Raw genomic sequence first — 21,590 nt, forward strand, 5'->3', positions numbered from 1 at the left:
GGTATGGGTTGGAGGCCTATTTTGGGCATAAAAAAAGGGCCATCAGGCCCATTTTTTGGAATGCTTGCACGCGGTCAGTGTTTTTGCGAGGCAATGCCCGACATGATCTTGTCGGTGTAGGCAATCGCCAGCGCTGACAGCAGGAAGGTGATGTGGATGACGGTCTGCGCGATCAGCACCCGGTCGGTGTAGTTGTCGGCATTGATGAAGGTTTTCAGCAGGTGGATGGAGCTGATGCCGATGATGGCGGTGGCCAGCTTGACCTTGAGCACCGAGGCGTTGACGTGGCTCAGCCACTCGGGCTGGTCGCGGTGGCCTTCAAGGTTCATGCGGCTGACAAAGGTCTCGTAGCCGCCGACGATCACCATGATCAGCAGGTTGGAGATCATGACCACGTCGATCAGCGCCAGCACCACCAGCATGATCACGGTTTCGTTGAGCGTCGTGATGGGGACCTCGGTCTTGTAACCGATGCTGGTGACCAGGGCCTGCAGCGCGGTCTGGCTACCGAAGACGGCCTCGATCAGGTGCAGCAGCTCGACCAGGAAGTGGAAGACATAGACGCCCTGCGCGGCGATCAGGCCGACATACAGGGGCAACTGCAGCCAGCGGCTGGCAAAAATGAAGTTGGGAATCGGGCGCAGCGGGGAAACTTTGGTGATGACGGGCTTGGGGTCTGACATGATTTTTATGGGGGTTTGTACGGACTGTGCGGATTGTAGGCGTGCTGCCCGTTTTGCCTGAATTGGGGTTAAATCTGTAAGCTTCCCGCCAGTCAGTGGACTGTAAGTGCCAAATATGACATTAGCACCTATCAACGACAACCTGAGGAGACAAGCCATCATGAACGCGCCGTCATCTGCCCACGAGTCCACCCTGGTTGAAAACCGGGTCTTTTTCCCGAATCCCGAGCTGGCCAAATCCGCCCGCATCTCCGGCATGGACGCCTACCAGGCGCTGTGCGCCGAAGCCGAAAAAGACTTCGAGGGATTCTGGGCCCGGCTGGCGCGCGAGAACCTGAGCTGGAAGAAACCTTTCACCCAGACGCTGGACGAGTCGAATGCGCCGTTCTACAAATGGTTTGCCGACGGCGAGCTCAACGCTTCCTACAACTGCCTGGACCGCCACCTCGGCACCGCCACCGAGAACAAGAAGGCCATCATCTTCGAAAGCGACGACGGCAAGGTGACCAACGTCACCTACAAGGAATTGCACGGCAAGGTCTGCCAGTTCGCCAACGCGCTCAAGGCCATGGGCATCAAGAAGGGCGATCGCGTCATCATCTACATGCCGATGACGGTGGAAGGCGTGGTCGCCATGCAGGCCTGCGCGCGCATAGGCGCGACCCACTCGGTGGTGTTCGGGGGCTTTTCCGCCAAGAGCCTGCAGGAACGCATCCAGGACGCTGGCGCGGTGGCCGTCATCACGGCCAATTACCAGTTGCGCGGCGGCAAGGAACTGCCGCTCAAGGCCATCGTGGACGAGGGCATCGCCATGGGCGGCTGCGAGTCGATCAGGAACGTGATCGTCTACCAGCGCACGGCCACGGCCTGCAACATGGTCGCCGGGCGCGACAGCCTGATGCACGAGGTCACGGCAAAACAAGCGGCCACCTGCGAGCCGGAATTCGTCGGTGCGGAACATCCGCTGTTCATCCTCTACACCTCCGGTTCCACCGGCAAACCCAAAGGCGTGCAGCACAGCACCGGCGGTTATCTGCTGTGGGCCAAGCTGACCATGGACTGGACCTTCGACATCCAGCCGTCCGATGTGTTCTGGTGCACTGCCGATATCGGCTGGATCACCGGCCACACCTACGTGGCTTACGGCCCGCTGGCCGCTGGCGCGACGCAGGTGATTTTTGAAGGCATTCCCACTTACCCGAACGCCGGCCGCTTCTGGCAGATGATCGAAAAACACAAGGTCAGCATTTTCTACACCGCGCCGACCGCGATCCGCTCGCTGATCAAGGCGGCCGAAGCCGACGAAAAAATCCATCCGGCGCGCTCCGACCTGAGCAGCCTGCGCATTCTCGGCACGGTGGGCGAGCCCATCAACCCCGAAGCCTGGATGTGGTACTACAAAAACGTCGGTGGCGAGCGCTGCCCGGTGGTCGACACCTTCTGGCAAACCGAAACCGGCGGCCACATGATCACGCCGCTGCCGGGTGCGACGCCGCTGGTCCCCGGCAGCTGCACCTTGCCGCTGCCCGGCATCATGGCGGCCATCGTCGATGAACTCGGCAAGGACGTGCCCAACGGCTCCGGCGGCATGCTGGTGGTCAAGCGCCCCTGGCCGTCGATGATCCGCACCATCTGGAACGATCCCGAGCGTTTCAAGAAGAGTTATTTCCCCGAAGAGATGGGCGGCACGTACTACCTCGCCGGCGACGGCGCAGTGCGCAGCACCGACCGCGGTTACTTCCGCATCACCGGCCGCATCGACGACGTGCTCAACGTGTCGGGCCACCGCATGGGCACGATGGAAATCGAGTCGGCGCTGGTCTCGCATTCGGCACTGGTGGCCGAGGCCGCGGTGGTGGGCCGGCCTGACGACCTGACCGGCGAGGCGATTGTGGCTTTCGTGGTGCTCAAGCGCTCACGGCCAACCGGCGACGAGGCCAAGGCGATTGCGAAAGAGCTGCGCGACTGGGTCGGCAAGGAGATCGGGCCGATCGCCAAACCCAAGGACATCCGTTTTGGCGACAACCTGCCGAAAACCCGCAGCGGAAAAATCATGCGCCGCCTGCTGCGCGGCATCGCCAAGGGCGAAGCCATCACCCAGGACACCTCGACGCTTGAAAACCCCGCCATCCTTGATCAACTCTCCGAGAATCTTTGATCAAGGGCGGCCGAAAGGCCGCATCAGCGAAGCTGTGGCGGGGGGTGGAGGACACTCATATCGCGAAGCGATGTGATGTGGCCACAAAACCCGGCCATCCTCGATCAACTCTCCGAGAACCTGTGATCGGGGGCGGCGCCAGGAAGGCCGCGCCCATGAAAAAAGCCCGTTGGATCAACGGGCTTTTTTTGTGCCGGAAGGCCGGGCTTATTTTTGCGTCATGACCCAAGCCGCCAGCTTCTTGGCTTCATCGGCATTGACCTGGGCATTGGCGGGCATGGGCACAGGGCCCCACACGCCGGCACCGCCCTTGACGATTTTTGCGGCGAGCTTGTCAACGGCGTCCTTCTGACCCGCGTATTTGGCCGCCACGTCCTTGTAGGATGGGCCGACCAGTTTGGTTGCCACTGCATGGCAGGCCATGCAGTTTTTGGCGGTAGCCAGTTGCAGGTCAGCCAACGCCGGGGTGGACACGGCAAAACCTGCGGCCAGGGAAGCAATCACTAAGCAGAGACGTTTCATCGTTAAACCTCGTGGGGGGAGTTATGGATTCGGTTACAGTCGTTCAACGTCATTGTAGTGGTCCGGGTTGACCTCGCTTTCAAAGGGTTACCCCGGGCTTTTCAGGAGTCAGCCATGTTTTTTCTGTTGTTGGGCATCGTCGGCATTGCCTTAAAGTACCTCGAGGTCGCGCCAGTGGCGGGCTGGCCCTGGTGGGTGGTGCTGGCGCCGTTCGGGCTGGCCGTGCTGTGGTGGTGGTGGGCGGACAAGTCCGGCCTCACCGAAAAGAATGCCATGGAAAAAATGGAAAAACGCAAGAAAGAGCGGATCGACCGGCAACGTGATGCCATGGGGATGCTCAAACGAAGGAAGTAGATAGAGCCCCACGTTCGCTCTACTAGCGTGTAGCTTCGCTGGCCTTGCAGGCCGCCGCTCGCTGCGCTCCGGCGTCGTTCACGCGATTAAAAAAGCCCCTGCAGTTGCCTGCAGGGGCTTTTTTGATGCTCGGCTGTTGGGGATCTCAATAGTCGTCAAGCACCGCGCCCTTGCTGGCGCTCGAGGCGTTGAAGGCGAACTTGGCCTGCACGCCGCGCATGTAACGCGGCAATGGCGCTTTCCAGCCCTCCTTGCGTTTGGCCAGTTCGGCGTCGTCGATGTTCAGTTGCAGCAGCAATTGTTTGGCGTCGATGGTGATGGAATCGCCTTCGTGGATGAAGGCAATGTTGCCGCCCGCCGCCGCTTCCGGGGCGACGTGGCCGACCACCATGCCCCAGGTGCCGCCTGAAAAACGGCCGTCGGTGATCAGGCCCACGCTTTCGCCCAGGCCGGCGCCGATCAGCGCACCGGTCGGTGCCAGCATTTCCGGCATGCCGGGGCCGCCCTTGGGGCCCAGGTAACGCAGCACCATCACGTCGCCCGCGACAATCTTGCCGGCCAGAATGGCCTCGAGCGCGGACTGTTCGTCGTCAAACACGCGGGCCGGGCCGGTCATCACCGGGTTCTTCAGGCCGGTGATCTTGGCGACGCAGCCTTCCGGAGAAAGGTTGCCCTTGAGAATGGCCAGGTGGCCCTGCGCATACATGGGTTTGTCGATCGGGCGGATCACGTCCTGGTCGGCACGCGGCGCGTCCGGGACATCCTTGAGCACCTCGGCAATCGTCTTTCCTTCGATGGTCAGGCAGTCGCCGTGCAGCAGGCCCGCCTTGAGCAGCATCTTCATGACCTGCGGGATGCCGCCGGCCTGGTGCAGGTCCACCGCCAGGTATTTGCCCGAGGGCTTGAGGTCGCACAGCACCGGTGTCTTGACGCGCACGCGCTCGAAGTCGTCAATCGTCCAGTCCACGCCGGCCGCATGTGCGATCGCCAGGAAGTGCAGCACGGCGTTGGTGGAGCCGCCGGTGGCCATGATGACGGCCACGGCGTTTTCAATCGACTTCTTCGTCACGATGTCGCGCGGCTTGATGTTCTTTCGGATCGCCTCGACCAGCACCTTGGCCGACTCCTTCGCTGAGTTGGCCTTTTCGTCGTGCGGATTGGCCATGGTCGAGGAGTAGGGCAGCGAGATGCCCAGCGCCTCAAAGGCGGACGACATGGTGTTGGCCGTGTACATGCCGCCGCAGCTGCCGGTGCCGGGAATGGCACGGCGTTCGATCTGCAGCAGGTCCTCGTCGCTCATGCGACCGGCCGCGTGTTCACCCACGGCTTCGAACACACTCACGATGTTCAGGTCCTTGCCCTTGTAGTGGCCCGGCAAGATGGTGCCGCCGTACACATAGATGGACGGCACATTGGCGCGCAGCATGCCCATCAGGCCGCCCGGCATGTTCTTGTCGCAGCCGCCGACCACCAGCACGCCGTCCATCCACTGGCCCTGCACGCAGGTCTCGATGCAGTCGGAAATTACTTCCCTGGAGACCAGCGAGTACTTCATGCCCTCCGTGCCCATGGCCATGCCGTCGGAGATGGTCGGCGTGCCGAACACCTGCGCGTTGCCGCCGGCCTCCTCGATGCCGGCGATTGCTGCATCGGCAAGCCGTTGCAGGCCGCTGTTGCAGGGTGTGATGGTGCTGTGGCCGTTGGCGACGCCGACCATGGGTTTCTTGAAGTCATCGGCCTCGTAACCCATCGCGTAATACATCGAGCGGTTCGGGGCGCGCGAGGTGCCTTCGGTGATGTTTCTGCTGCGGCGGTTGATGGCGTCGCCGACGCTGTCCTTGTCCTGTTGTGTCATGGGGTGTCTCTGCGGTGGAAAATTTGGGGTCGGAGGGAAAAAGCTAGAGTATGCGCCGCCTCATCCAGCGGTTCCAATATATTTCTCAGGCTGTATTAATATGCTTGGCGTATGACTACCCCGACCATCGAACTCCGGCTCTGGCGCCAGTTTGTGGCTGTGGCCGAAGAACTGCATTTCGGCCGCGCCGCGGCGCGCCTGCACATGACGCAGCCGCCGCTGACCCAGGCGATTGCCCATCTGGAAAAACAGCTGGGCGTGCGGCTGTTCGAGCGCACCAAGCGCAGCGTGCAGATGACGGCGGTGGCCACGGCGCTGCTGCCGCAGGTGCTGGACCTGCTGGCGCGGGCGCAGGCCTTGCCCGGACAGGCGCGGGCGGCGGCGGCCGGTGAAGTCGGCCGACTGCGGCTGGCGTTTGTTTCCACCGCGGGCTTCTCGCTGCTGCCTGCCTGGGTGCGGACTTACCGCGACCATTCGCCGCAGGTGCAACTGGAGCTGCTCGAGGCCACCGGCGACATGCAGTTGCAGGCGTTTGAACGCCACGACATCGACGCCGGGATCATGCTGCATTCCCCGGGTTTTGCGCCGCCTGGCCTGACGCGGCGGCTGGTCGCCCGGGAGCCGCTGGTGCTGGCGCTGGCCGAACAGCATCCGCTGGCTGCGAAGGCCTCCCTGGCGCTCGACGAGGTGCTGGCGCAGCCACTGGTGATTTTTCCGCGCCGCATCCTGCCCTCGCTGTACGACGCGATCTTCGGCATGTACCATGCCGCCGCGCAGCCGCCGCAGGTGGCGCAGGAGGCCATCCAGATGCAGACCATCGTGAACCTCGTGTCGGCCGGCCTGGGCGTGGCCTGGGTGCCCGACAGCGTGCGGCAGTTCCAGCGGCCTGGCGTGGTGTACCGCAGCGTGGCAGGCAAACAGGGTCGCCGCGTGCCGGTCTGCGAAACCAGCCTGTTCTGGCCTGCAGATGTTGCCAATCCCTGCCTTCAGCGGTTTGTGGCCTTCGCCCCGGCGCTGCCGGACTGAGGGCCCGCGCATCGCTTGCCGCTGGCGCACGCTGGCACAATAAGCCGCATGCTGATTCATCCCACCATCGATCCTGTCGCCCTGCAGTTGGGGCCGCTGGCCATCCACTGGTATGGCCTGACCTACCTGGCGGCCTTCGGCCTGTTCCTGTTTCTGGGGCTGCGCCGCCTGCGGCACGAGCCCTATGCATCAATGACGGGCGCGGCCGCCTGGGGCCGCAAGGACATCGAGGACATCCTGTTCCTGGGGGTGATGGGCGTGGTGGTGGGCGGGCGCATCGGCTACTGCCTGTTTTACAAGCCCGGTTATTACCTGGCCCATCCGCTGGAGATTTTTTACGTCTGGCAGGGCGGCATGAGTTTTCATGGCGGCCTGATTGGCGTGTTGCTTTCGCAGGTCTGGTTCGCGCGCACGCGGAAAAAACCCTGGTTGCAGGTAATGGACCTGGTTGCGCCCTGCGTGCCCACCGGGCTGGCGGCCGGACGGGTCGGCAACTTCATCAACGGCGAGTTGTGGGGCCGTTTCAGCAGCCCCGACCTGCCCTGGGGCATGGTGTTCAAACACAGCGGCTCCATGCTGCCGCGCCACCCGTCGCAGGTGTACCAGTTCCTGCTGGAAGGCCTGCTGCTTTTTGTGCTGCTGTGGCTGTATGCGCGCAAGCCGCGCAAGACCGGCCAGGTGTCGGCGGCCTTCCTCGTGGGTTATGGCGTGTTCCGCTTCATCGCCGAGTTTTTCCGCGAGCCGGATGACTTCCTCGGCGTGCTGGCGCTGGGCATGAGTATGGGCCAGTGGCTGTGCCTGCCGATGATCGCGGCCGGTGTCTGGCTCTGGTTGTGGGCTGACAAAAGAGCCTGAAACGGCATCAGCCCTTGCTGGTCGGTCGCCAGCAGCTATCTTTTCGGTAGCTGACCTCCGGCGCGGCCCACCTGCAGCCGCAGTTGCCTCCTTTTTTTGAGGCTCCGGAGACTGCGGGTTTTCACCTGTTGGTTTGTCGCTGAAGCAGCTTGCGCCCTGCAGGTTTGCTCATCATAATTATGCGTAATTACAGGAAATTACAGAATAGATAGCCCAACAAGGGGGGGGGCGGCGGACCGGCAGCAGCGGGGCCTGCCAACCGCCAGGCCAACCGGGCACTTTGCCGCCACACGACGACCAACGGATACCCACCATGCGACTCGTCCAGAACTCATTGCACCAGGAAGTGGCTGCCACGCTGCGTGAGCAGATTTTTGCCGGCACCTATCCGCCCGGCACATTTCTGGACGAGCTGGTCCTGTGCGAACGGCTGCAGATTTCCCGCACGCCGCTGCGCGAGGCGCTCAAGGTACTGACGGCGGAAGGGCTGCTGCGCCACGAACCGCGGCGGGGCTGCTTCATCAGCGAAGTCACCGAGAAGGACCTGGACGATATCTTTCCGGTGATTGCCTTGCTGGAAGGGCGCTGCGCCTACGAGGCTGCGCGCAATGCGAGCGATGCGGACCTGGCGGCGCTGACCACGCTGCACGAGCGGCTGGCCGGCCACGCCAGGGCCGGCCGCATCAACGAGTATTACGACACCAATTTCGCGATCCACGAAGCCATCATCACGCTGGCCGACAACCGCTGGCTCGCCACGGCGATTGCCGACCTGCGCAAGATCCTCAAACTGGCGCGTGCGCAGCAACTGCATGCGCCTGGCCGGCTGGCGCAAAGTCTGTCGGAACACATGGCGGTATTTGCCGCGCTCAAGGCCCGCGACAGCGAAGGCGCCGACGCGGCCATGCGCACCCACCTGACGCGCCAGCGCGAAGCCCTGCGCGAACTGGCCCGCCATCAGCGCACGCGGGTGGCTTCATGACCGCCGCTGACTGGCTCAATCGCAGCGTGTCGCGCTTCTCGGGCGACAAAAAGGCGACCTCCAAACCGGCTGAAACCGTCGTGGTAGCTGCGTCCGATGCACCCAAAAAAGGAGCGTCCGGCGCTTCGCTCGAGGTGCCGGTGCCAGCCCGCTCCACCCGCGAACGCCTGAAGGCCACCTTGCGGCAAAAGGAGGAGGCGCTGTCGCCGCGCGTGCTGCGCCGCACGCTGGAGGAGCTCAAGGCCATCGTCGATCCGCAGGTCAGCGAAGTGGAGGGCGGGCGCCGCGCCAAGGGTGTGGCCGGCTGGTATGCCGGCGCCGCACTCAATGAGCGGCGCGACATGTGGCTGCTGATGAGCGAGCAGTTCGTTGCCGATGCGCAGAAGGTCAAGCTGGCGCAGGCGCAGTTTGCCGCCGCGGTGGGCACGCCCGACGAAGCGGTGGCCGAGGTGCGCTACCGCCGCGCCACCGTGTCGCCGCGCAGGCGTTTGTTGCAGCGCTTCAGCGCGTTTCCGGAAGGCATCCGCTTTCTGGTCGACATGCGCGCCGACATGCTGCCTTACCTCAAGGCGGACAGGCGGCTGCAGGCGCTCGACGTCGAGATGGAATACATGTTCTCGACCTGGTTCGACGTGGGTTTTCTCGACCTGCGTCGCATCAGCTGGGACTCACCGGCATCGCTGATCGAAAAGCTGATCAAGTACGAAGCCGTGCACGACATCAAGAGCTGGGCCGATGTGAAAAACCGGCTCGACAGCGACCGGCGCTGTTATGGCTTTTTCCATCCACGCATGCCCGACGAACCGCTGATTTTTGTCGAGGTGGCCCTGATGGACGAGATGGCCGCCGGCATCACGCCGCTGCTGGACGAGTCGGCTGCGCCGGCGGATCTGGCGAAGGCCACCACCGCGATTTTCTACTCCATCAGCAACACACAGGCCGGCCTGCGCGGCGTGAGTTTTGGCGACTCGCTGATCAAGCGTGTGGTGGAAACCCTGCGCGCCGAATTTCCGCGCCTCAAACACTTTGCGACCCTTTCGCCGATTCCCGGCTTTCGCCACTGGCTGGGAAAAAATGCCGGCGCGATGCTGGCGCTCCTCGACGACAAGGAACGCACCGCGCTGGGCCGGGCCATCGGGTTCGAACCTCCCACCGCGCAGCATTTCCTCACCGCCGCCGACAATGCGCCGTCCCTGGACGACAAGTCGCCGGTGCGCCGCATGCTGCTGCGTTGCGCGGCGCATTACCTGGGACGCGAACTCGACGACGGCAAACCGCTCGATGCGGTGGCGCGTTTTCACCTCGGCAACGGTGCACGCATCGAGCGGCTCAACTGGATGGGTGATCCGTCGGCCAAGGGACTCAAGCAGTCCTGCGGCCTGATGGTCAACTACCTCTATGACCTCAAGCGCCTGGACAAGCACCGGGCGCTGCTGTCACAGGGGAAAATCCCCGTATCGGGTGACATCGAAGATTTGTACATTTGATCGAGACGCACTCTTCATTTTTTTGGTTCAACAATGACAGGAGACAGACATGACATCGAGCTTTGACATCAACGCGTCCCGACGCGATGTGCTGCGTGCAGCGGCCGCCGGCGTTGCCGCGTTTTCACTGGGCAGCCATGCGCAATCGGGCTGGCCTGCCAAGCCGGTGACCATGATTGTTCCCTTTCCCGCAGGCGGTGGCACCGATGCGTTTGCGCGTCCCATGTCGGCGCAGTTCGCGCGCCTGACCGGCAAACAACTGATCATCGACAACCGCGGCGGCGCCGGCGGCACCCTGGGCGCCAGCATTGCGGCCAAGGCATCGCCCGATGGCTACACCCTGTTCATGGGGGCGGTGCACCACACCATCGCGCCCAGCATGTACCCCAAGCTCGATTACGACATCGAGAAAGACCTGGTGCCGCTGATCCTGGTGGCCAGCGTGCCGCAGGTCGTCGTGGTCAACCCGCAAAAACTTCCGGTGGCGGGCTTCAAGGAGTTCCTCGAGTACGCCCGCAAAAATCCGGCCAAGCTCAACTACGGCTCGGCCGGCGCCGGTACCTCCCACCACCTGGCCGGCGAGCTGTTCAAGCAGCAGACCAAAACCTTCATCACCCATATTCCCTACCGCGGTGCCGGGCCAGCCCTGCAGGGCCTGATTGCCGGCGACGTCGAAATGATGTTCGACGGCCTGGGCTCGTCGGCCAGCCACATTGCCGGCGGCCGCATCAAGGCGCTGATGGTGTCGGGCAACAAGCGCAATCCGGCCATTCCGGACGTGCCGAGCGCCACCGAGATGGGCCTACCCGACTACAACGTGACGACCTGGTACGGCGTCTGGGGCCCCAAGGGCATGCCGGCCGATGCCCAGGCGCGCGCAATCGAGGAAATCCGCAAGGCCTGCACCACCGACGAAGCCAAGGCCGTCTGGGCGCGTCAGGGCGCGGAGTTTGCCGGTCTGAGCGGCCCGCAGTTCGGCAGCTTCATCAGCGCCGAAGTCAAGAAGTGGACGCAGGTGGTGAAGGCGTCCGGCGCCAAGCTGGACTGAACGCAAGACTTGCATGACAGGACAGGTTCTGCTGGCCACGGACGGCCCCATCGCCATGGTCACCCTGTCCCATCCGGGCAAGCTCAACGCCATGTCGCGTGCCATGTGGCAGCAGTTGCGCGAGGTGTTCACCGGCCTGCAGCAGCGCGGCGATCTGCGCTGCGTGCTGCTGCGCGGGGCGGGCGCCAGTTTCTGTGCGGGGGGCGACATCGCCGAGTACCCGGACTTCCGCTTCGACGAAGCCGCCCTGCGCGGCTTCCATGAAAACGAGGTCTGGGGCGGCCTGCAGGCCATGCTCGACTGCGACCTGCCCATCGTGGCGCAGATCGAGGGCGCCTGCATGGGCGCGGGCATGGAGATCGCCAGCTGCTGCGACATGCGGCTGGCCGGCGCGTCGGCCACCTTTGGCGCGCCGATCGGCAAGCTCGGTTTTCCGATGGCGCCGCGCGAGGCCGCACTCGTGATGCGCGCCGCGGGCGAGCTGACGGCGAGCGAGATGCTGCTGGCCGCGGCGGTGCTCGACGCGGCCACCTTGCTGCAGCGCGGCTTTCTGAACCGCGTGTGGCCGGACGGCGAGGTGGGGGCGCAGGCCCTGGCGACGGCTGGCCGTGTGGCCAGGCTGGCACCCGCAGCGGCGCGCATGAATAAACAGACTTTTCGGGCTCTGGCCCAGGAAGGGCGGGCGCAGCCAGCTACTGAACTGATAGCAACGGCGTATGCCTACGCGAACTCCGCCGAACACCGCGAAGGTGTGTCGGCCTTTGTTGAAAAACGTCCGCCGCATTTTCCGGCGTGCGGCGATCTCTGATTCTTTCGATTTCCAGATTTCCAGGTAACCACGTGATGAAAAACAACAACCTGTTTGCCGCCCTGCGCGCAGCCTTTCCGAAAGACCTTGATGCGGTGGCGGTGGAAACCGACACCGGCCTGAACTACTCCTGGCGCGACCTCGAGCGGTCCACCGCCATGATGGCCAACCTGCTGCAGTCGCTGGACCTGCCGCAGGGCGCGCGCATCGCCGTGCAGGTCGAAAAATCGGTCGAGGCGATGATGCTTTACCTCGCCACGCTGCGGGCCGGCTATGTGTTCCTGCCGCTCAACACCGCCTACCAGAGCGCCGAGATCGAGTATTTCATCGGCAACGCCGAACCCTCGGTGGTGGTGTGCAGCGCAAAGAACTTCGGCTGGGTCAGCAAGATCGCCTTCAAGGCCGGCACGAAAAACGTCTTCACGCTCGACGACGACCGCAGCGGCTCGCTGCTCGAGCGCGCCGCACATTGCAGCGACCGGCACGAGGTGGTGCAGCGCAGCGCGGACGACCTGGCGGCCATTTTGTACACCAGCGGCACCACGGGCCGCAGCAAGGGCGCCATGCTCTCGCACGGCAACATGCTGAGCAATGCGCTGGTGCTCAAGGACTACTGGGCCTGGCAACCCGGTGACGTGCTGATCCATGCGCTGCCGATCTTCCACGTGCATGGTCTGTTCGTGGCCCTGCACGGCGCGCTCATCAACGGCAGCAAGATGATCTGGCTGGCGAAGTTCGATCCCAAACTGGTGGTGCAGAAGCTGCCCGAGGCCACGGTGTTCATGGGTGTGCCCACGCTGTATGTGCGCCTGCTGGCCGAGCCGGGCCTCACCCGCGAAGCCTGCCGCCACATGCGCCTGTTCGTCGCCGGCTCGGCGCCGCTGCTGATCGAAACCTTCACCGAATGGCAGGAGCGCACCGGCCACACCATCCTCGAGCGTTACGGCATGAGCGAGACCGCCATGCTGACTTCCAACCCCTACGACGGCGAGCGGCGCGGCGGCACCGTCGGTTTTGCCTTGCCCGGCGTCAGCCTGCGTGTGCAGGACGATGCCGGCCAGCCGGTGCCCACGGGCGAGATCGGCAGCATCCAGGTCAAGGGGCCGAACGTCTTCAAGGGCTATTGGCGCATGCCGGAGAAAACGAAGGAAGAATTCACCGCCGACGGCTACTTCAAGACCGGCGATGTCGGCAAGATCGACGAACGCGGCTACATCACCATCGTCGGGCGCAGCAAGGACCTGATCATCAGCGGCGGCTACAACGTCTACCCGGCCGAGATCGAGGGTTACATCAACGACATGCCGGGCGTGGCCGAAAGCGCGGTGGTCGGCGTGCCGCATCCGGACTTCGGCGAGGTCGGGGTGGCCATCGTGATCGCCAAGCCCGGCGCGACGCTGGACGCCGAGCAGATCATCGCGCGGCTCAAGGCGCAGCTGGCCAACTTCAAGATTCCCAAGCGCTGCTTCATCGTCGGCGAATTGCCGCGCAACACCATGGGCAAGGTCCAGAAAAACGTGCTGCGCGAGCAGCACAAGGCCCTGTTTGCCTGACGACTAAAAACCTGAGGTCTGTCGCTTCCCCGGGCTGCGCTCAGGGGCGCGTTTTGTCCGGCAGCGTGGCCAGCGCCACGCCTGCCAGCGCCAGTGCAAAAGCGGCCAGCTGCGCCGCACCCACGGACTCTCCGAGCACGCCCACGCCGACCAGCGCCGCGCTGACCGGCAGCATCACGGTGAACACGCCGGCCTGGCTGGCGGGCACACCTTTGAGGCCCGTCATCCACAGCCACACGGTCCAGACGCTGGCGGCCAGCGCATAAAACAGCAGCAACAACCAGCTGCCGGGGGCCACGGCGCCAAAGTCAAACCCCCAGGCCATCCACAGGCCCAGCGGTGTCACCAGCGCAAAACCCCAGAGGTTGATCAGCGCGGTGATGCGTTTGGGGCCGAGCGCGCCGGTGAGTTTTTTGCCGATCACCGCATAAGCGGCTTCGCAGAGCACGGCGCCGACCAGCAGCAGGTTGCCCAGCCAGGCGCGGTTTGATGCCAAATCGGCCTCCAGCCCTTTCCCTGCTTGCGCTGGCAGCTCTGTTTTTGATAGTGAAACCAGCATGATGCCGAAGACCGCGCAGGCAATGGCCAGCGCGACCCGGGGGCGGATGCGTTCGCCGAGAAAGAGCCGGCTCAGCACCGCCACCGCGGCCGGGATGGCGGCCATGATGACGCCGGCAGCCACCGCGCTGCTCAGGCTCACACCGAACAGCATGCAGATCGAGAACAGGAAATTGCCGAGAAAGGACTCCAGGAACACCAGTTGCCGGGTTTGCCGCGTCATCGGGGCTTCGCCGGCCGGCTTTTTGAGCCAGTGCAGCATGGCCGCCCCGCCGATGCCAAAACGCAGCCAGGCCAGCAGAAAGACCGGGAAGACCGCGACCAGCGGTTTGGACAGCGCGACATAACTGCCGACCAGGGACATGCTGAGCGCCAGGCAGGCGTAGGCCACAATGCGGTTCATTCCACCGGGTTTCCGTTGAGGGTTGAGGCCCGCTGTGCTGCCGGCAGCGCTGTGGGCTGTCAGGCGCTGCGGAGGCCGGGAGGGTTTTTCTACTTGCCCGAAATCATGCCTTACTTTCATGCCTGAACCGACGACACCTTCCACCAGCCGCCATGTCTTCGTGTATGGGACGCTGCGCCGCGGCGATGTGCGCGACATCACGCGGCTGCGTCCGGCACCGCAGTTTGTCGGCATGGCCAGCGTGGCCGGCGTGCTCTACGACCTGGGGCCTTACCCGGGCGTGGTGCTGGGCGGCCCGGCTCGGGTGACCGGCGAGGTCTATGCCATCAGCGCCGAGCTCGAGCGCCAGCTTGACGTCATCGAGGAGGTCTGGCCACAGCAGACTGGCGAATACAGCAAGCAGGCGGTGAGGGTACGGCTGGGCCAGGCGCCGGCGTCTTCGGGCGCGGTGGAACTGGACTGCCTCGTTTATGAAATCAACCCGGACCGAGCGGCGGGCCAACCGGTGATCACCGGTGGCGATTGGCTCGACCACCTTAGTCAGCGGTCCTGAGTGATTGGGGGATGGGTAAGGCGCGAGAGGGTGGCCATCAGCGGGTGTTTCTGCGGGTCCGACCGGAGACTTCGCGACAGCGAAGAAATGGTCGGAATGTCCGAATCCTTAATTTCATGATCCGGTAAAAGTCTTCCGCATTACGAAATTTCAAAATGCTGCAGCGCAGTAATATTTCTCAATACAAGAAATAACTTTTCTTATTGTAAAAAATTATGAAAATGCTGTTGATTTCATTGGGAATAAATTTTATCTTATATAAGACATAAGAGCTTCACAAAGTCTTGTAGAAGACTTAAAGTGGATCCCAGAGCAAACGGCAAAGGCATGGATAGTGCAACGCTGTTTGTCCACCCATTTTTTCAACTTCCGGAGTGACCTCATGCCACAGACCCTCACCGAACAACTGAGCCGCGAACAGCAGATTGCCGCCCTCGAAAAAGACTGGGCGACCAACCCCCGCTGGAAGGGCATCAAGCGCGGTTACAGCGCGGCCGACGTGATCCGCCTGCGCGGATCCTTCCCGATCGAGTACACGCTGGCCCGCCGCGGTGCCGAAAAGCTCTGGGACCTGGTCAACACCGAGCCCTACGTCAACTGCCTGGGCGCGCTGACCGGTGGCCAGGCCATGCAGCAGGTGAAAGCCGGCGTAAAAGCCATCTACCTGTCGGGCTGGCAAGTCGCCGCCGACAACAACAGCTACTCGTCCATGTACCCCGACCAGTCGCTGTACCCGGTCGACTCCGTGCCGCAGGTGGTTGAGCGCATCAACAACACCTTCCGCCGTGCCGACGAAATCCAGCACGCCAAGGGCATCGATGCCGGCGACAAGGGCTACATCGACAACTTCGCGCCCATCGTGGCCGATGCGGAAGCCGGTTTCGGCGGCGTGCTCAACGCCTTCGAACTGATGAAGGCCATGATCAAGTCCGGCGCGGCCGGCGTGCACTGGGAAGACCAGCTGGCATCGGTCAAGAAATGTGGCCACATGGGCGGCAAGGTGCTGGTGCCGACGGTGGAAGCCAACCAGAAGCTGATCGCTGCGCGCATGGCTGCCGACGTCTGCGGCGTGCCCACCCTGGTGATTGCCCGCACCGATGCGGAAGCCGCAGACCTGCTGACCAGCGACTATGACGAGAACGACAAGCCTTTCCTGACCGGCGAGCGCACCTCGGAAGGTTTCTACAAGACCAAAAAGGGCATCGACCAGGCCATCAGCCGCGCGATTGCCTACGCCCATTACGCCGATCTGGTGTGGTGCGAAACCGGCACGCCGGACCTGGCGTTTGCCAAGAAGTTTGCCGATGCCGTGCACAAGGTGCACCCCGGCAAGATGCTGGCCTACAACTGCTCGCCATCATTCAACTGGAAGAAAAACCTCGACGATGCGACCATCGCCAAGTTCCAGAAAGAGCTGGGCGCCATGGGGTACAAGTACCAGTTCATCACGCTCGCCGGCATCCACTCCATGTGGTACAACATGTTCGATCTGGCTCAGGACTACGTCAAGCGCGGCATGTCGGCCTATGTCGAGAAGGTGCAGGAGCCCGAGTTCGCAGCGCGCGACCGCGGCTACACCTTTGTGTCGCACCAGCAGGAAGTGGGCACCGGTTACTTCGACGAAGTCACCACGGTGATCCAGGGCGGCAAGTCCAGCGTGACCGCGCTGACCGGCTCCACCGAAGAAGAGCAGTTCCACTGAACTGACGCGACCTGACCGCTGCCTGCGGGCAGCGGCGGCCCGGCCCGCGCTTCAGGCGCAGTCCGGGCTTTTTTTCGGGCTCGCGGTGGTCGGCGCGGGGCGTGGCTGGGTCAGGAAGGATTTGCGTGAAAACGTCACGTTCGGCGTTGCTTGAGGCGGCCGGCCAAAGCTGCCGTAAAATGGCGCCATGCAATCAATCAAGCTGGAAACAGGAAGGATCGCGCGGGTTATGACACCGCGAACGACGACCACGCCTCCAGTTTGGAGACACTCCGGGCGCTAGCCGCATCCCTGTGTGATTTGTAGCTACTGAATTCATAGCACCTCCAACCCAGTCCAGTCAAAGCGCGGCAGTTACCGCGCTTTTTTTATTTTCAGGGCCTACCCATCATGATCAAGATTACGCTGCCAGACGCCTCGATCCGCGAATTCCCCGAACCCGTGACGGTGGCCCAGGTCGCCGCTTCCATCGGCACCGGCCTGGCCAAGGCCGCGCTGGCCGGCAAGGTGAACGGCAAGGTGGTAGACACCAGCTACCTGATTTCTGCCGACAGCCCGTTGTCCATCATCACCGCCAAGGACCCGGAAGGCCTGGATGTGATTCGTCACTCCACCGCCCACCTGCTGGCCTACGCGGTCAAGGAGCTGTTTCCCGATGCCCAGGTCACCATCGGCCCGGTGATCGAGAACGGTTTTTTCTACGACTTTTCCTACAAACGCCCGTTCACACCGGAAGACCTGACGGCCATCGAAAAGAAGATGACCGAGCTGGCGGCCAAGGACGAGCCGGTGACACGCCGCGTGCTGCCGCGCGACGAGGCCGTGGCCTATTTCAAGGAGCAGGGCGAGCACTACAAGGCGGAGATCATCGCCAGCATCCCGGCCAACGAAGACGTGTCGCTCTACCGCGAAGGCAAGTTCGAAGACCTGTGCCGCGGCCCGCACGTGCCCAGCACCGGCAAGCTGAAGTTTTTCAAGCTCATGAAGCTGGCCGGCGCCTACTGGCGCGGCGACCACCGCAACGAGATGCTGCAGCGCATCTACGGTACGGCCTGGGCCACCAAGGACGAGCTGCAGCAGCACCTGCTGATGCTGGAGGAAGCGGAAAAACGCGACCACCGCAAGCTGGGCCGTGAGCTCGACCTGTTCCACATCGACGACCATGCGCCCGGCCTGGTGTTTTGGCACCCCAAGGGCTGGACCGTGTGGCAGGGGGTCGAGCAGTACATGCGCAAGGTTTACCAGGACAACGGCTACCAGGAGGTCAAGGGCCCGCAGGTCATCGACAAGACGTTGTGGGAAAAAACCGGCCACTGGGACAAGTACCGCGACAACATGTTCACGACGGAGTCGGAGAAGCGCGAGTACGCACTCAAGCCGATGAACTGTCCCGGTCACATCCTGATCTTCAAGCAGGGTATCAAGAGCTACCGCGACCTGCCGCTGCGTTACGGCGAGTTCGGCCAGTGCCACCGCAACGAACCTTCGGGTGGCCTGCACGGCATCATGCGCGTGCGCGGCTTCACGCAGGACGATGGTCACATCTTCTGCACCGAAGAGCAGATCCTCAAGGAATGTGTCGACTACACGACGCTGCTGCAGAAGGTCTACACCGACTTCGGTTTCAAGAACATCATCTACAAGGTGGCCACCCGGCCCGAAGCGCGCATTGGCTCCGACGAAAGCTGGGACAAGGCCGAACAAGCGCTGATGGAAAGCCTGCGCGCCTCCGGTTGCGAGTTCGAAATCGCGCCCGGCGACGGGGCGTTTTATGGCCCCAAGATCGAATACACGCTGAAAGATGCGATTGGCCGGCAATGGCAGTGCGGCACCATGCAGGTCGATTTCTCGATGCCGGAGCGCCTCGATGCCGAATATGTGGGTGAAGACGGCGCCCGGCACCGGCCGGTGATGCTGCACCGCGCCATCGTCGGCAGCCTGGAGCGATTCATCGGGATTCTGATCGAGGAACATGCCGGCGCACTGCCCACCTGGCTGGCGCCGGTGCAGGTTTCGGTGCTCAATATCACCGATGCGCAGGCCGATTACTGTCGTGAAATAGCTAAAAGGCTTCAAAATCAAGGGCTTAGGGTCAATCTTGACCTGCGCAACGAGAAAATTACGTATAAAATACGGGAGCACTCGATGCAAAAGCTGCCTTACATCCTGGTCGTAGGTGACAAGGAGAAGGAAGCCGGCGCAGTTGCCGTGCGCGCCCGGGGTAACAAAGACCTTGGCGTCATGTCACTCGAAGCCTTTGCCCAAACAATTGCTTCTGACATTACCCAAAAAGCCTGATGTCTGACACATTTGTGGATGATTTCGGTCTGTCGCCCTTGCTGGGTGGGTGCAAGCAGCTATAGCTTTTATAGCAAATGTTAAAGGATTAGAACCATCGCTACTGAATTTCGTGACCGCCGCCACCGCGAAGAACGCAAGCATCGCTTGAACCGTGAAATCATGGCCCCCGAAGTACGTCTGACCGGGCCAGACAACGAACCTCTGGGTGTTGTCAACATCACGGAAGCCTTGCGCCTCGCTGGTGAATATGACGTGGATCTGGTTGAAATCTCTCCCACGGCAGTGCCGCCGGTGTGCAGATTGATGGACTACGGCAAATTCAAGTACGCCGAGCAGAAGAAGGCCGCGGACGCGAAATCCAAGCAGAAGGTGATCGAGGTCAAGGAAATCAAGTTCCGGCCCGGTACCGACGATGGTGACTACAACATCAAACTGCGCAATATCAAGCGCTTTTTGGAAGAGGGCGACAAGTGCAAGATTACCCTGCGCTTTCGCGGTCGCGAAATCACGCACCAGGAACTGGGCTTGGCCCTGCTGGCGCGTATCCGCGATGAGTTGGCTGATTTGATTCTGGTGGAGCAGTTCCCCAAACTCGAAGGCCGGCAGATGGTCATGATGATCGCGCCGGGCAAGAAGAAGGTGGCTGCCAAGCCTGCAGCGGCGCCCGCGGAAGCGGCACCGGCTGCACCGACAGGCGCCTGAGGGCGGCTGGCGCGACAAGGAGTTCAACCTGCGGGTGGTTTCACCGGCAGGTTTTTTCGGGGATGCGAAAGCATGTCCGGTGAGGGCAGGAAAATCCTGTCTTTGCGAAGGTGGCAGGTGTCAAAGCCCGCCACCCACAAGTGGTGAACTAAACACTCGCCACTACAAGTGGCTCGGGGCCATCAAGTCTGCGTCAGGTTCGCAGCGCCTCACGAGCACAAATGAAAAGGAGCATTTTTATGCCCAAAATGAAGACCAAGAGCAGCGCGAAGAAACGTTTTCGCGTTCGTCCAGGTGGTACCGTCAAGCGCGGCCAAGCCTTCAAACGTCACATCCTGACCAAGAAGACCACCAAGAACAAACGCCACCTGCGTGGTGCAGTTGCTGTCCATGAGACCAATATGGGTCACATGGCACAGATGCTGCCCGGCATGGGCATTTAATTAACGACGAACAAGGAGTACTCACATGCCTCGCGTCAAACGTGGTGTAACGGCTCGCGCCCGCCACAAAAAAGTTTTAGCCCTTGCAAAAGGTTTCCGCGGCCGCCGCGGCAATGTCTATCGCATCGCCAAAGAAGCGGTGATGAAGGCTGGGCAATATGCCTACCGTGACCGCCGTAACAAGAAACGTGTGTTCCGCCAGTTGTGGATTGCGCGTATCAACGCTGCCAGCCGCTCATTCGGCATGACCTATAGCCAGTTTGCCAACGGCCTGAAAAAAGCCGGTATCGAGATCGACCGCAAGGTTCTTTCCGACATGGCGATTCACGACAGCGCTGCTTTTGGCGCCATCGTGGAGCAGGTCAAGGCCAAGCTTGCTGCTTGATTTTTGAGGGGCACCCAGCTATTGAATTGATAGCTGATTGCGCACAAAAGACGGGGGCCAGAGCTTGAAAAGGCTCTGGCCCTTTTTCTTTGTCCGGGCAGCAGGCGAAGGCGGCGTCCGGACTGGTTTGTTAATGACAAGAAATATATGAACGAACTCGATGTTCTGGTGGATTCGGCCCAAACCAGCTTTGCGCAGGCCGTCACGCCTGCCGACCTGGAAAATGCCAAGGCGCAGTTCCTCGGCAAGTCCGGCCGCGTCACGGAGCTGATGAAGGGCCTGGCCGCACTGCCCGTGGAAGAGAAAAAATCCCGCGGCGCCGCCATCAACCTGGCCAAGCAGGCGATCGAAGCCGCGCTGACTGCGCGCCGCCAGGCGCTGGCGGACGCCGAACTGCAGGTGCAGCTCAAGGCCGAGGCGCTGGACGTCTCGTTGCCGGGCCGCCAGCGGCCGGCGGGCGGCCTGCATCCGGTGTCGCTCACGCTGGAGCGGATCGAGGCGATTTTCGGCTCCATGGGTTTCGATGTGGCCGAGGGCCCCGAGATCGAGACCGATTGGTTCAATTTCACCGCACTGAACACGCCCGAAGACCATCCGGCGCGCTCCATGCACGACACGTTTTATGTGGAAGGCGGCACCGAGGCCGCGCCCAACCTGCTGCGCACACACACCAGCCCGATGCAGATCCGTTACGCGGTGCAGCATGTCAAGAAACACCGCGCGCTGATCGACGCCGGCGGCGTGATGCCCGAGATCCGCGTGATCGCGCCGGGCCGCACCTACCGGGTGGATAGCGATGCCACGCACTCGCCGATGTTCCACCAGTGCGAAGGCCTGTGGATAGGCCAGAACGTCAGCTTCAAGGACCTGAAATTCGTTTTCACCGATTTCTGCCGCACCTTCTTCGAGAGTGACGACCTGGTGCTGCGTTTTCGCCCCAGCTTTTTCCCCTTCACGGAGCCGAGCGCCGAGATCGACATCCAGTTCCAGACCGGTCCGCTGGCGGGTCGCTGGCTGGAAGTGGCCGGGTCCGGCCAGGTGCATCCGAACGTGGTGCGCAACATGGGACTGGACCCCGAGCACTACATTGGTTTTGCTTTCGGCATGGGGCCGGACCGGCTGACCATGCTGCGTTACGGCGTCAACGACTTGCGACTGTTCTTCGACGGTGACCTGCGCTTTCTGTCGCAATTCCAGTAACCCATCAGGTTT

General features: G+C 62.5%; 20 protein-coding genes. 16 read left to right on the forward strand and 4 right to left on the reverse strand.

Annotated features, from left to right (window positions below):
• Positions 1-74 precede the first annotated feature (74 nt).
• Entirely contained in the window at positions 75-683 is a 609-nt protein-coding gene (locus AAG813_RS10125) for a YqhA family protein (protein WP_341914491.1), read from the reverse strand.
• Between the two features lie 160 nt (positions 684-843).
• Here AAG813_RS10125 and acs point away from each other — a divergent pair, with 160 nt between their 5' ends.
• A complete protein-coding gene (gene acs, locus AAG813_RS10130) occupies positions 844-2,841 on the forward strand; it encodes an acetate--CoA ligase (protein WP_341914625.1) in 1,998 nt (665 codons plus the stop codon).
• Between the two features lie 207 nt (positions 2,842-3,048).
• Here acs and AAG813_RS10135 read toward each other — a convergent pair whose 3' ends face one another.
• Positions 3,049-3,363, reverse strand: a complete 315-nt coding sequence (locus AAG813_RS10135; protein WP_096696420.1) for a c-type cytochrome — start codon at positions 3,361-3,363, stop codon at positions 3,049-3,051.
• 114 nt (positions 3,364-3,477) lie between these two features.
• On the opposite strand from AAG813_RS10135, the gene AAG813_RS10140 reads away from it, so the two are divergent.
• Positions 3,478-3,717 carry a TIGR04438 family Trp-rich protein gene (locus tag AAG813_RS10140; protein WP_096696419.1) on the forward strand — a complete coding sequence of 80 codons (240 nt, stop codon included), beginning with the start codon at positions 3,478-3,480 and terminating at the stop codon, positions 3,715-3,717.
• 145 nt (positions 3,718-3,862) lie between these two features.
• Here AAG813_RS10140 and ilvD read toward each other — a convergent pair whose 3' ends face one another.
• A complete protein-coding gene (gene ilvD, locus AAG813_RS10145) occupies positions 3,863-5,572 on the reverse strand; it encodes a dihydroxy-acid dehydratase (protein ID WP_341914495.1) in 1,710 nt (569 codons plus the stop codon).
• A gap of 111 nt (positions 5,573-5,683) precedes the next feature.
• On the opposite strand from ilvD, the gene AAG813_RS10150 reads away from it, so the two are divergent.
• The 7 genes from AAG813_RS10150 to AAG813_RS10180 all read left to right on the forward strand — a co-directional run bounded on the left by AAG813_RS10150 (position 5,684) and on the right by AAG813_RS10180 (position 13,331).
• On the forward strand, positions 5,684-6,598 hold the full coding sequence (locus tag AAG813_RS10150) for a LysR family transcriptional regulator (RefSeq protein WP_341914497.1): 915 nt from the start codon (positions 5,684-5,686) through the stop codon (positions 6,596-6,598).
• Between the two features lie 48 nt (positions 6,599-6,646).
• Entirely contained in the window at positions 6,647-7,453 is an 807-nt protein-coding gene (gene lgt / locus AAG813_RS10155) for a prolipoprotein diacylglyceryl transferase (RefSeq protein WP_341914499.1), read from the forward strand.
• Positions 7,454-7,766: 313 nt separating this feature from the next.
• Positions 7,767-8,435 (forward strand): GntR family transcriptional regulator, encoded by a 669-nt coding sequence (locus AAG813_RS10160; RefSeq protein ID WP_341914501.1) that lies wholly within the window; start codon positions 7,767-7,769, stop codon positions 8,433-8,435.
• Complete coding sequence (locus AAG813_RS10165) at positions 8,432-9,922, forward strand: malonyl-CoA decarboxylase (RefSeq protein ID WP_341914503.1); 1,491 nt, start codon at positions 8,432-8,434, stop codon at positions 9,920-9,922. Before AAG813_RS10160 ends, AAG813_RS10165 begins: the two co-directional genes overlap by 4 nt.
• Positions 9,923-9,971: 49 nt before the next feature.
• The gene (locus AAG813_RS10170; protein ID WP_341914505.1) at positions 9,972-10,970 is read left to right on the forward strand and encodes a tripartite tricarboxylate transporter substrate binding protein; all 999 of its coding nucleotides are present in this window, start codon (positions 9,972-9,974) and stop codon (positions 10,968-10,970) included.
• A gap of 13 nt (positions 10,971-10,983) precedes the next feature.
• A complete protein-coding gene (locus tag AAG813_RS10175) occupies positions 10,984-11,778 on the forward strand; it encodes an enoyl-CoA hydratase-related protein (protein ID WP_341914507.1) in 795 nt (264 codons plus the stop codon).
• Between the two features lie 35 nt (positions 11,779-11,813).
• On the forward strand, positions 11,814-13,331 hold the full coding sequence (locus AAG813_RS10180) for a malonyl-CoA synthase (RefSeq protein WP_341914510.1): 1,518 nt from the start codon (positions 11,814-11,816) through the stop codon (positions 13,329-13,331).
• 40 nt (positions 13,332-13,371) lie between these two features.
• Here AAG813_RS10180 and AAG813_RS10185 read toward each other — a convergent pair whose 3' ends face one another.
• Positions 13,372-14,292, reverse strand: a complete 921-nt coding sequence (locus AAG813_RS10185; protein ID WP_341914512.1) for a DMT family transporter — start codon at positions 14,290-14,292, stop codon at positions 13,372-13,374.
• 118 nt (positions 14,293-14,410) lie between these two features.
• Between AAG813_RS10185 and AAG813_RS10190 the strand changes: the two genes are divergently transcribed.
• The 7 genes from AAG813_RS10190 (at position 14,411) to pheS (ending at position 21,578) form a co-directional block, all read left to right on the forward strand.
• On the forward strand, positions 14,411-14,845 hold the full coding sequence (locus AAG813_RS10190) for a gamma-glutamylcyclotransferase family protein (RefSeq protein ID WP_341914514.1): 435 nt from the start codon (positions 14,411-14,413) through the stop codon (positions 14,843-14,845).
• Positions 14,846-15,227: 382 nt separating this feature from the next.
• Positions 15,228-16,547: an isocitrate lyase gene (gene aceA / locus AAG813_RS10195; RefSeq protein WP_341914516.1), complete on the forward strand. Its 1,320-nt coding sequence runs from the start codon at positions 15,228-15,230 to the stop codon at positions 16,545-16,547.
• A 390-nt stretch (positions 16,548-16,937) separates the two neighbouring features.
• Positions 16,938-18,845, forward strand: a complete 1,908-nt coding sequence (gene thrS / locus AAG813_RS10200) for a threonine--tRNA ligase (RefSeq protein WP_341914518.1) — start codon at positions 16,938-16,940, stop codon at positions 18,843-18,845.
• Between the two features lie 87 nt (positions 18,846-18,932).
• On the forward strand, positions 18,933-19,550 hold the full coding sequence (gene infC, locus AAG813_RS10205) for a translation initiation factor IF-3 (protein WP_096668385.1): 618 nt from the start codon (positions 18,933-18,935) through the stop codon (positions 19,548-19,550).
• Between the two features lie 239 nt (positions 19,551-19,789).
• Positions 19,790-19,993 (forward strand): 50S ribosomal protein L35, encoded by a 204-nt coding sequence (gene rpmI, locus AAG813_RS10210; protein ID WP_077595745.1) that lies wholly within the window; start codon positions 19,790-19,792, stop codon positions 19,991-19,993.
• A gap of 25 nt (positions 19,994-20,018) precedes the next feature.
• Entirely contained in the window at positions 20,019-20,378 is a 360-nt protein-coding gene (rplT, locus tag AAG813_RS10215; protein WP_096668383.1) for a 50S ribosomal protein L20, read from the forward strand.
• A gap of 147 nt (positions 20,379-20,525) precedes the next feature.
• On the forward strand, positions 20,526-21,578 hold the full coding sequence (gene pheS, locus AAG813_RS10220) for a phenylalanine--tRNA ligase subunit alpha (protein WP_341914524.1): 1,053 nt from the start codon (positions 20,526-20,528) through the stop codon (positions 21,576-21,578).
• The last annotated feature ends 12 nt before the right edge of the window (positions 21,579-21,590 follow it).

The organism is Polaromonas sp. YR568 (assembly GCF_943371715.1).
Taxonomy (GTDB): domain Bacteria; phylum Pseudomonadota; class Gammaproteobacteria; order Burkholderiales; family Burkholderiaceae_C; genus Polaromonas.

Coding starts and splice junctions, on each gene's coding strand:
- AAG813_RS10125 (WP_341914491.1), bottom strand. CDS start 683: ATGTCAGACCCCAAGCCCGTCATCACCAAAGTTTCCCCGCTGCGCCCG.
- acs (WP_341914625.1), top strand. CDS start 844: ATGAACGCGCCGTCATCTGCCCACGAGTCCACCCTGGTTGAAAACCGG.
- AAG813_RS10135 (WP_096696420.1), bottom strand. CDS start 3,363: ATGAAACGTCTCTGCTTAGTGATTGCTTCCCTGGCCGCAGGTTTTGCC.
- AAG813_RS10140 (WP_096696419.1), top strand. CDS start 3,478: ATGTTTTTTCTGTTGTTGGGCATCGTCGGCATTGCCTTAAAGTACCTC.
- ilvD (WP_341914495.1), bottom strand. CDS start 5,572: ATGACACAACAGGACAAGGACAGCGTCGGCGACGCCATCAACCGCCGC.
- AAG813_RS10150 (WP_341914497.1), top strand. CDS start 5,684: ATGACTACCCCGACCATCGAACTCCGGCTCTGGCGCCAGTTTGTGGCT.
- lgt (WP_341914499.1), top strand. CDS start 6,647: ATGCTGATTCATCCCACCATCGATCCTGTCGCCCTGCAGTTGGGGCCG.
- AAG813_RS10160 (WP_341914501.1), top strand. CDS start 7,767: ATGCGACTCGTCCAGAACTCATTGCACCAGGAAGTGGCTGCCACGCTG.
- AAG813_RS10165 (WP_341914503.1), top strand. CDS start 8,432: ATGACCGCCGCTGACTGGCTCAATCGCAGCGTGTCGCGCTTCTCGGGC.
- AAG813_RS10170 (WP_341914505.1), top strand. CDS start 9,972: ATGACATCGAGCTTTGACATCAACGCGTCCCGACGCGATGTGCTGCGT.
- AAG813_RS10175 (WP_341914507.1), top strand. CDS start 10,984: ATGACAGGACAGGTTCTGCTGGCCACGGACGGCCCCATCGCCATGGTC.
- AAG813_RS10180 (WP_341914510.1), top strand. CDS start 11,814: ATGAAAAACAACAACCTGTTTGCCGCCCTGCGCGCAGCCTTTCCGAAA.
- AAG813_RS10185 (WP_341914512.1), bottom strand. CDS start 14,292: ATGAACCGCATTGTGGCCTACGCCTGCCTGGCGCTCAGCATGTCCCTG.
- AAG813_RS10190 (WP_341914514.1), top strand. CDS start 14,411: ATGCCTGAACCGACGACACCTTCCACCAGCCGCCATGTCTTCGTGTAT.
- aceA (WP_341914516.1), top strand. CDS start 15,228: ATGCCACAGACCCTCACCGAACAACTGAGCCGCGAACAGCAGATTGCC.
- thrS (WP_341914518.1), top strand. CDS start 16,938: ATGATCAAGATTACGCTGCCAGACGCCTCGATCCGCGAATTCCCCGAA.
- rpmI (WP_077595745.1), top strand. CDS start 19,790: ATGCCCAAAATGAAGACCAAGAGCAGCGCGAAGAAACGTTTTCGCGTT.
- rplT (WP_096668383.1), top strand. CDS start 20,019: ATGCCTCGCGTCAAACGTGGTGTAACGGCTCGCGCCCGCCACAAAAAA.
- pheS (WP_341914524.1), top strand. CDS start 20,526: ATGAACGAACTCGATGTTCTGGTGGATTCGGCCCAAACCAGCTTTGCG.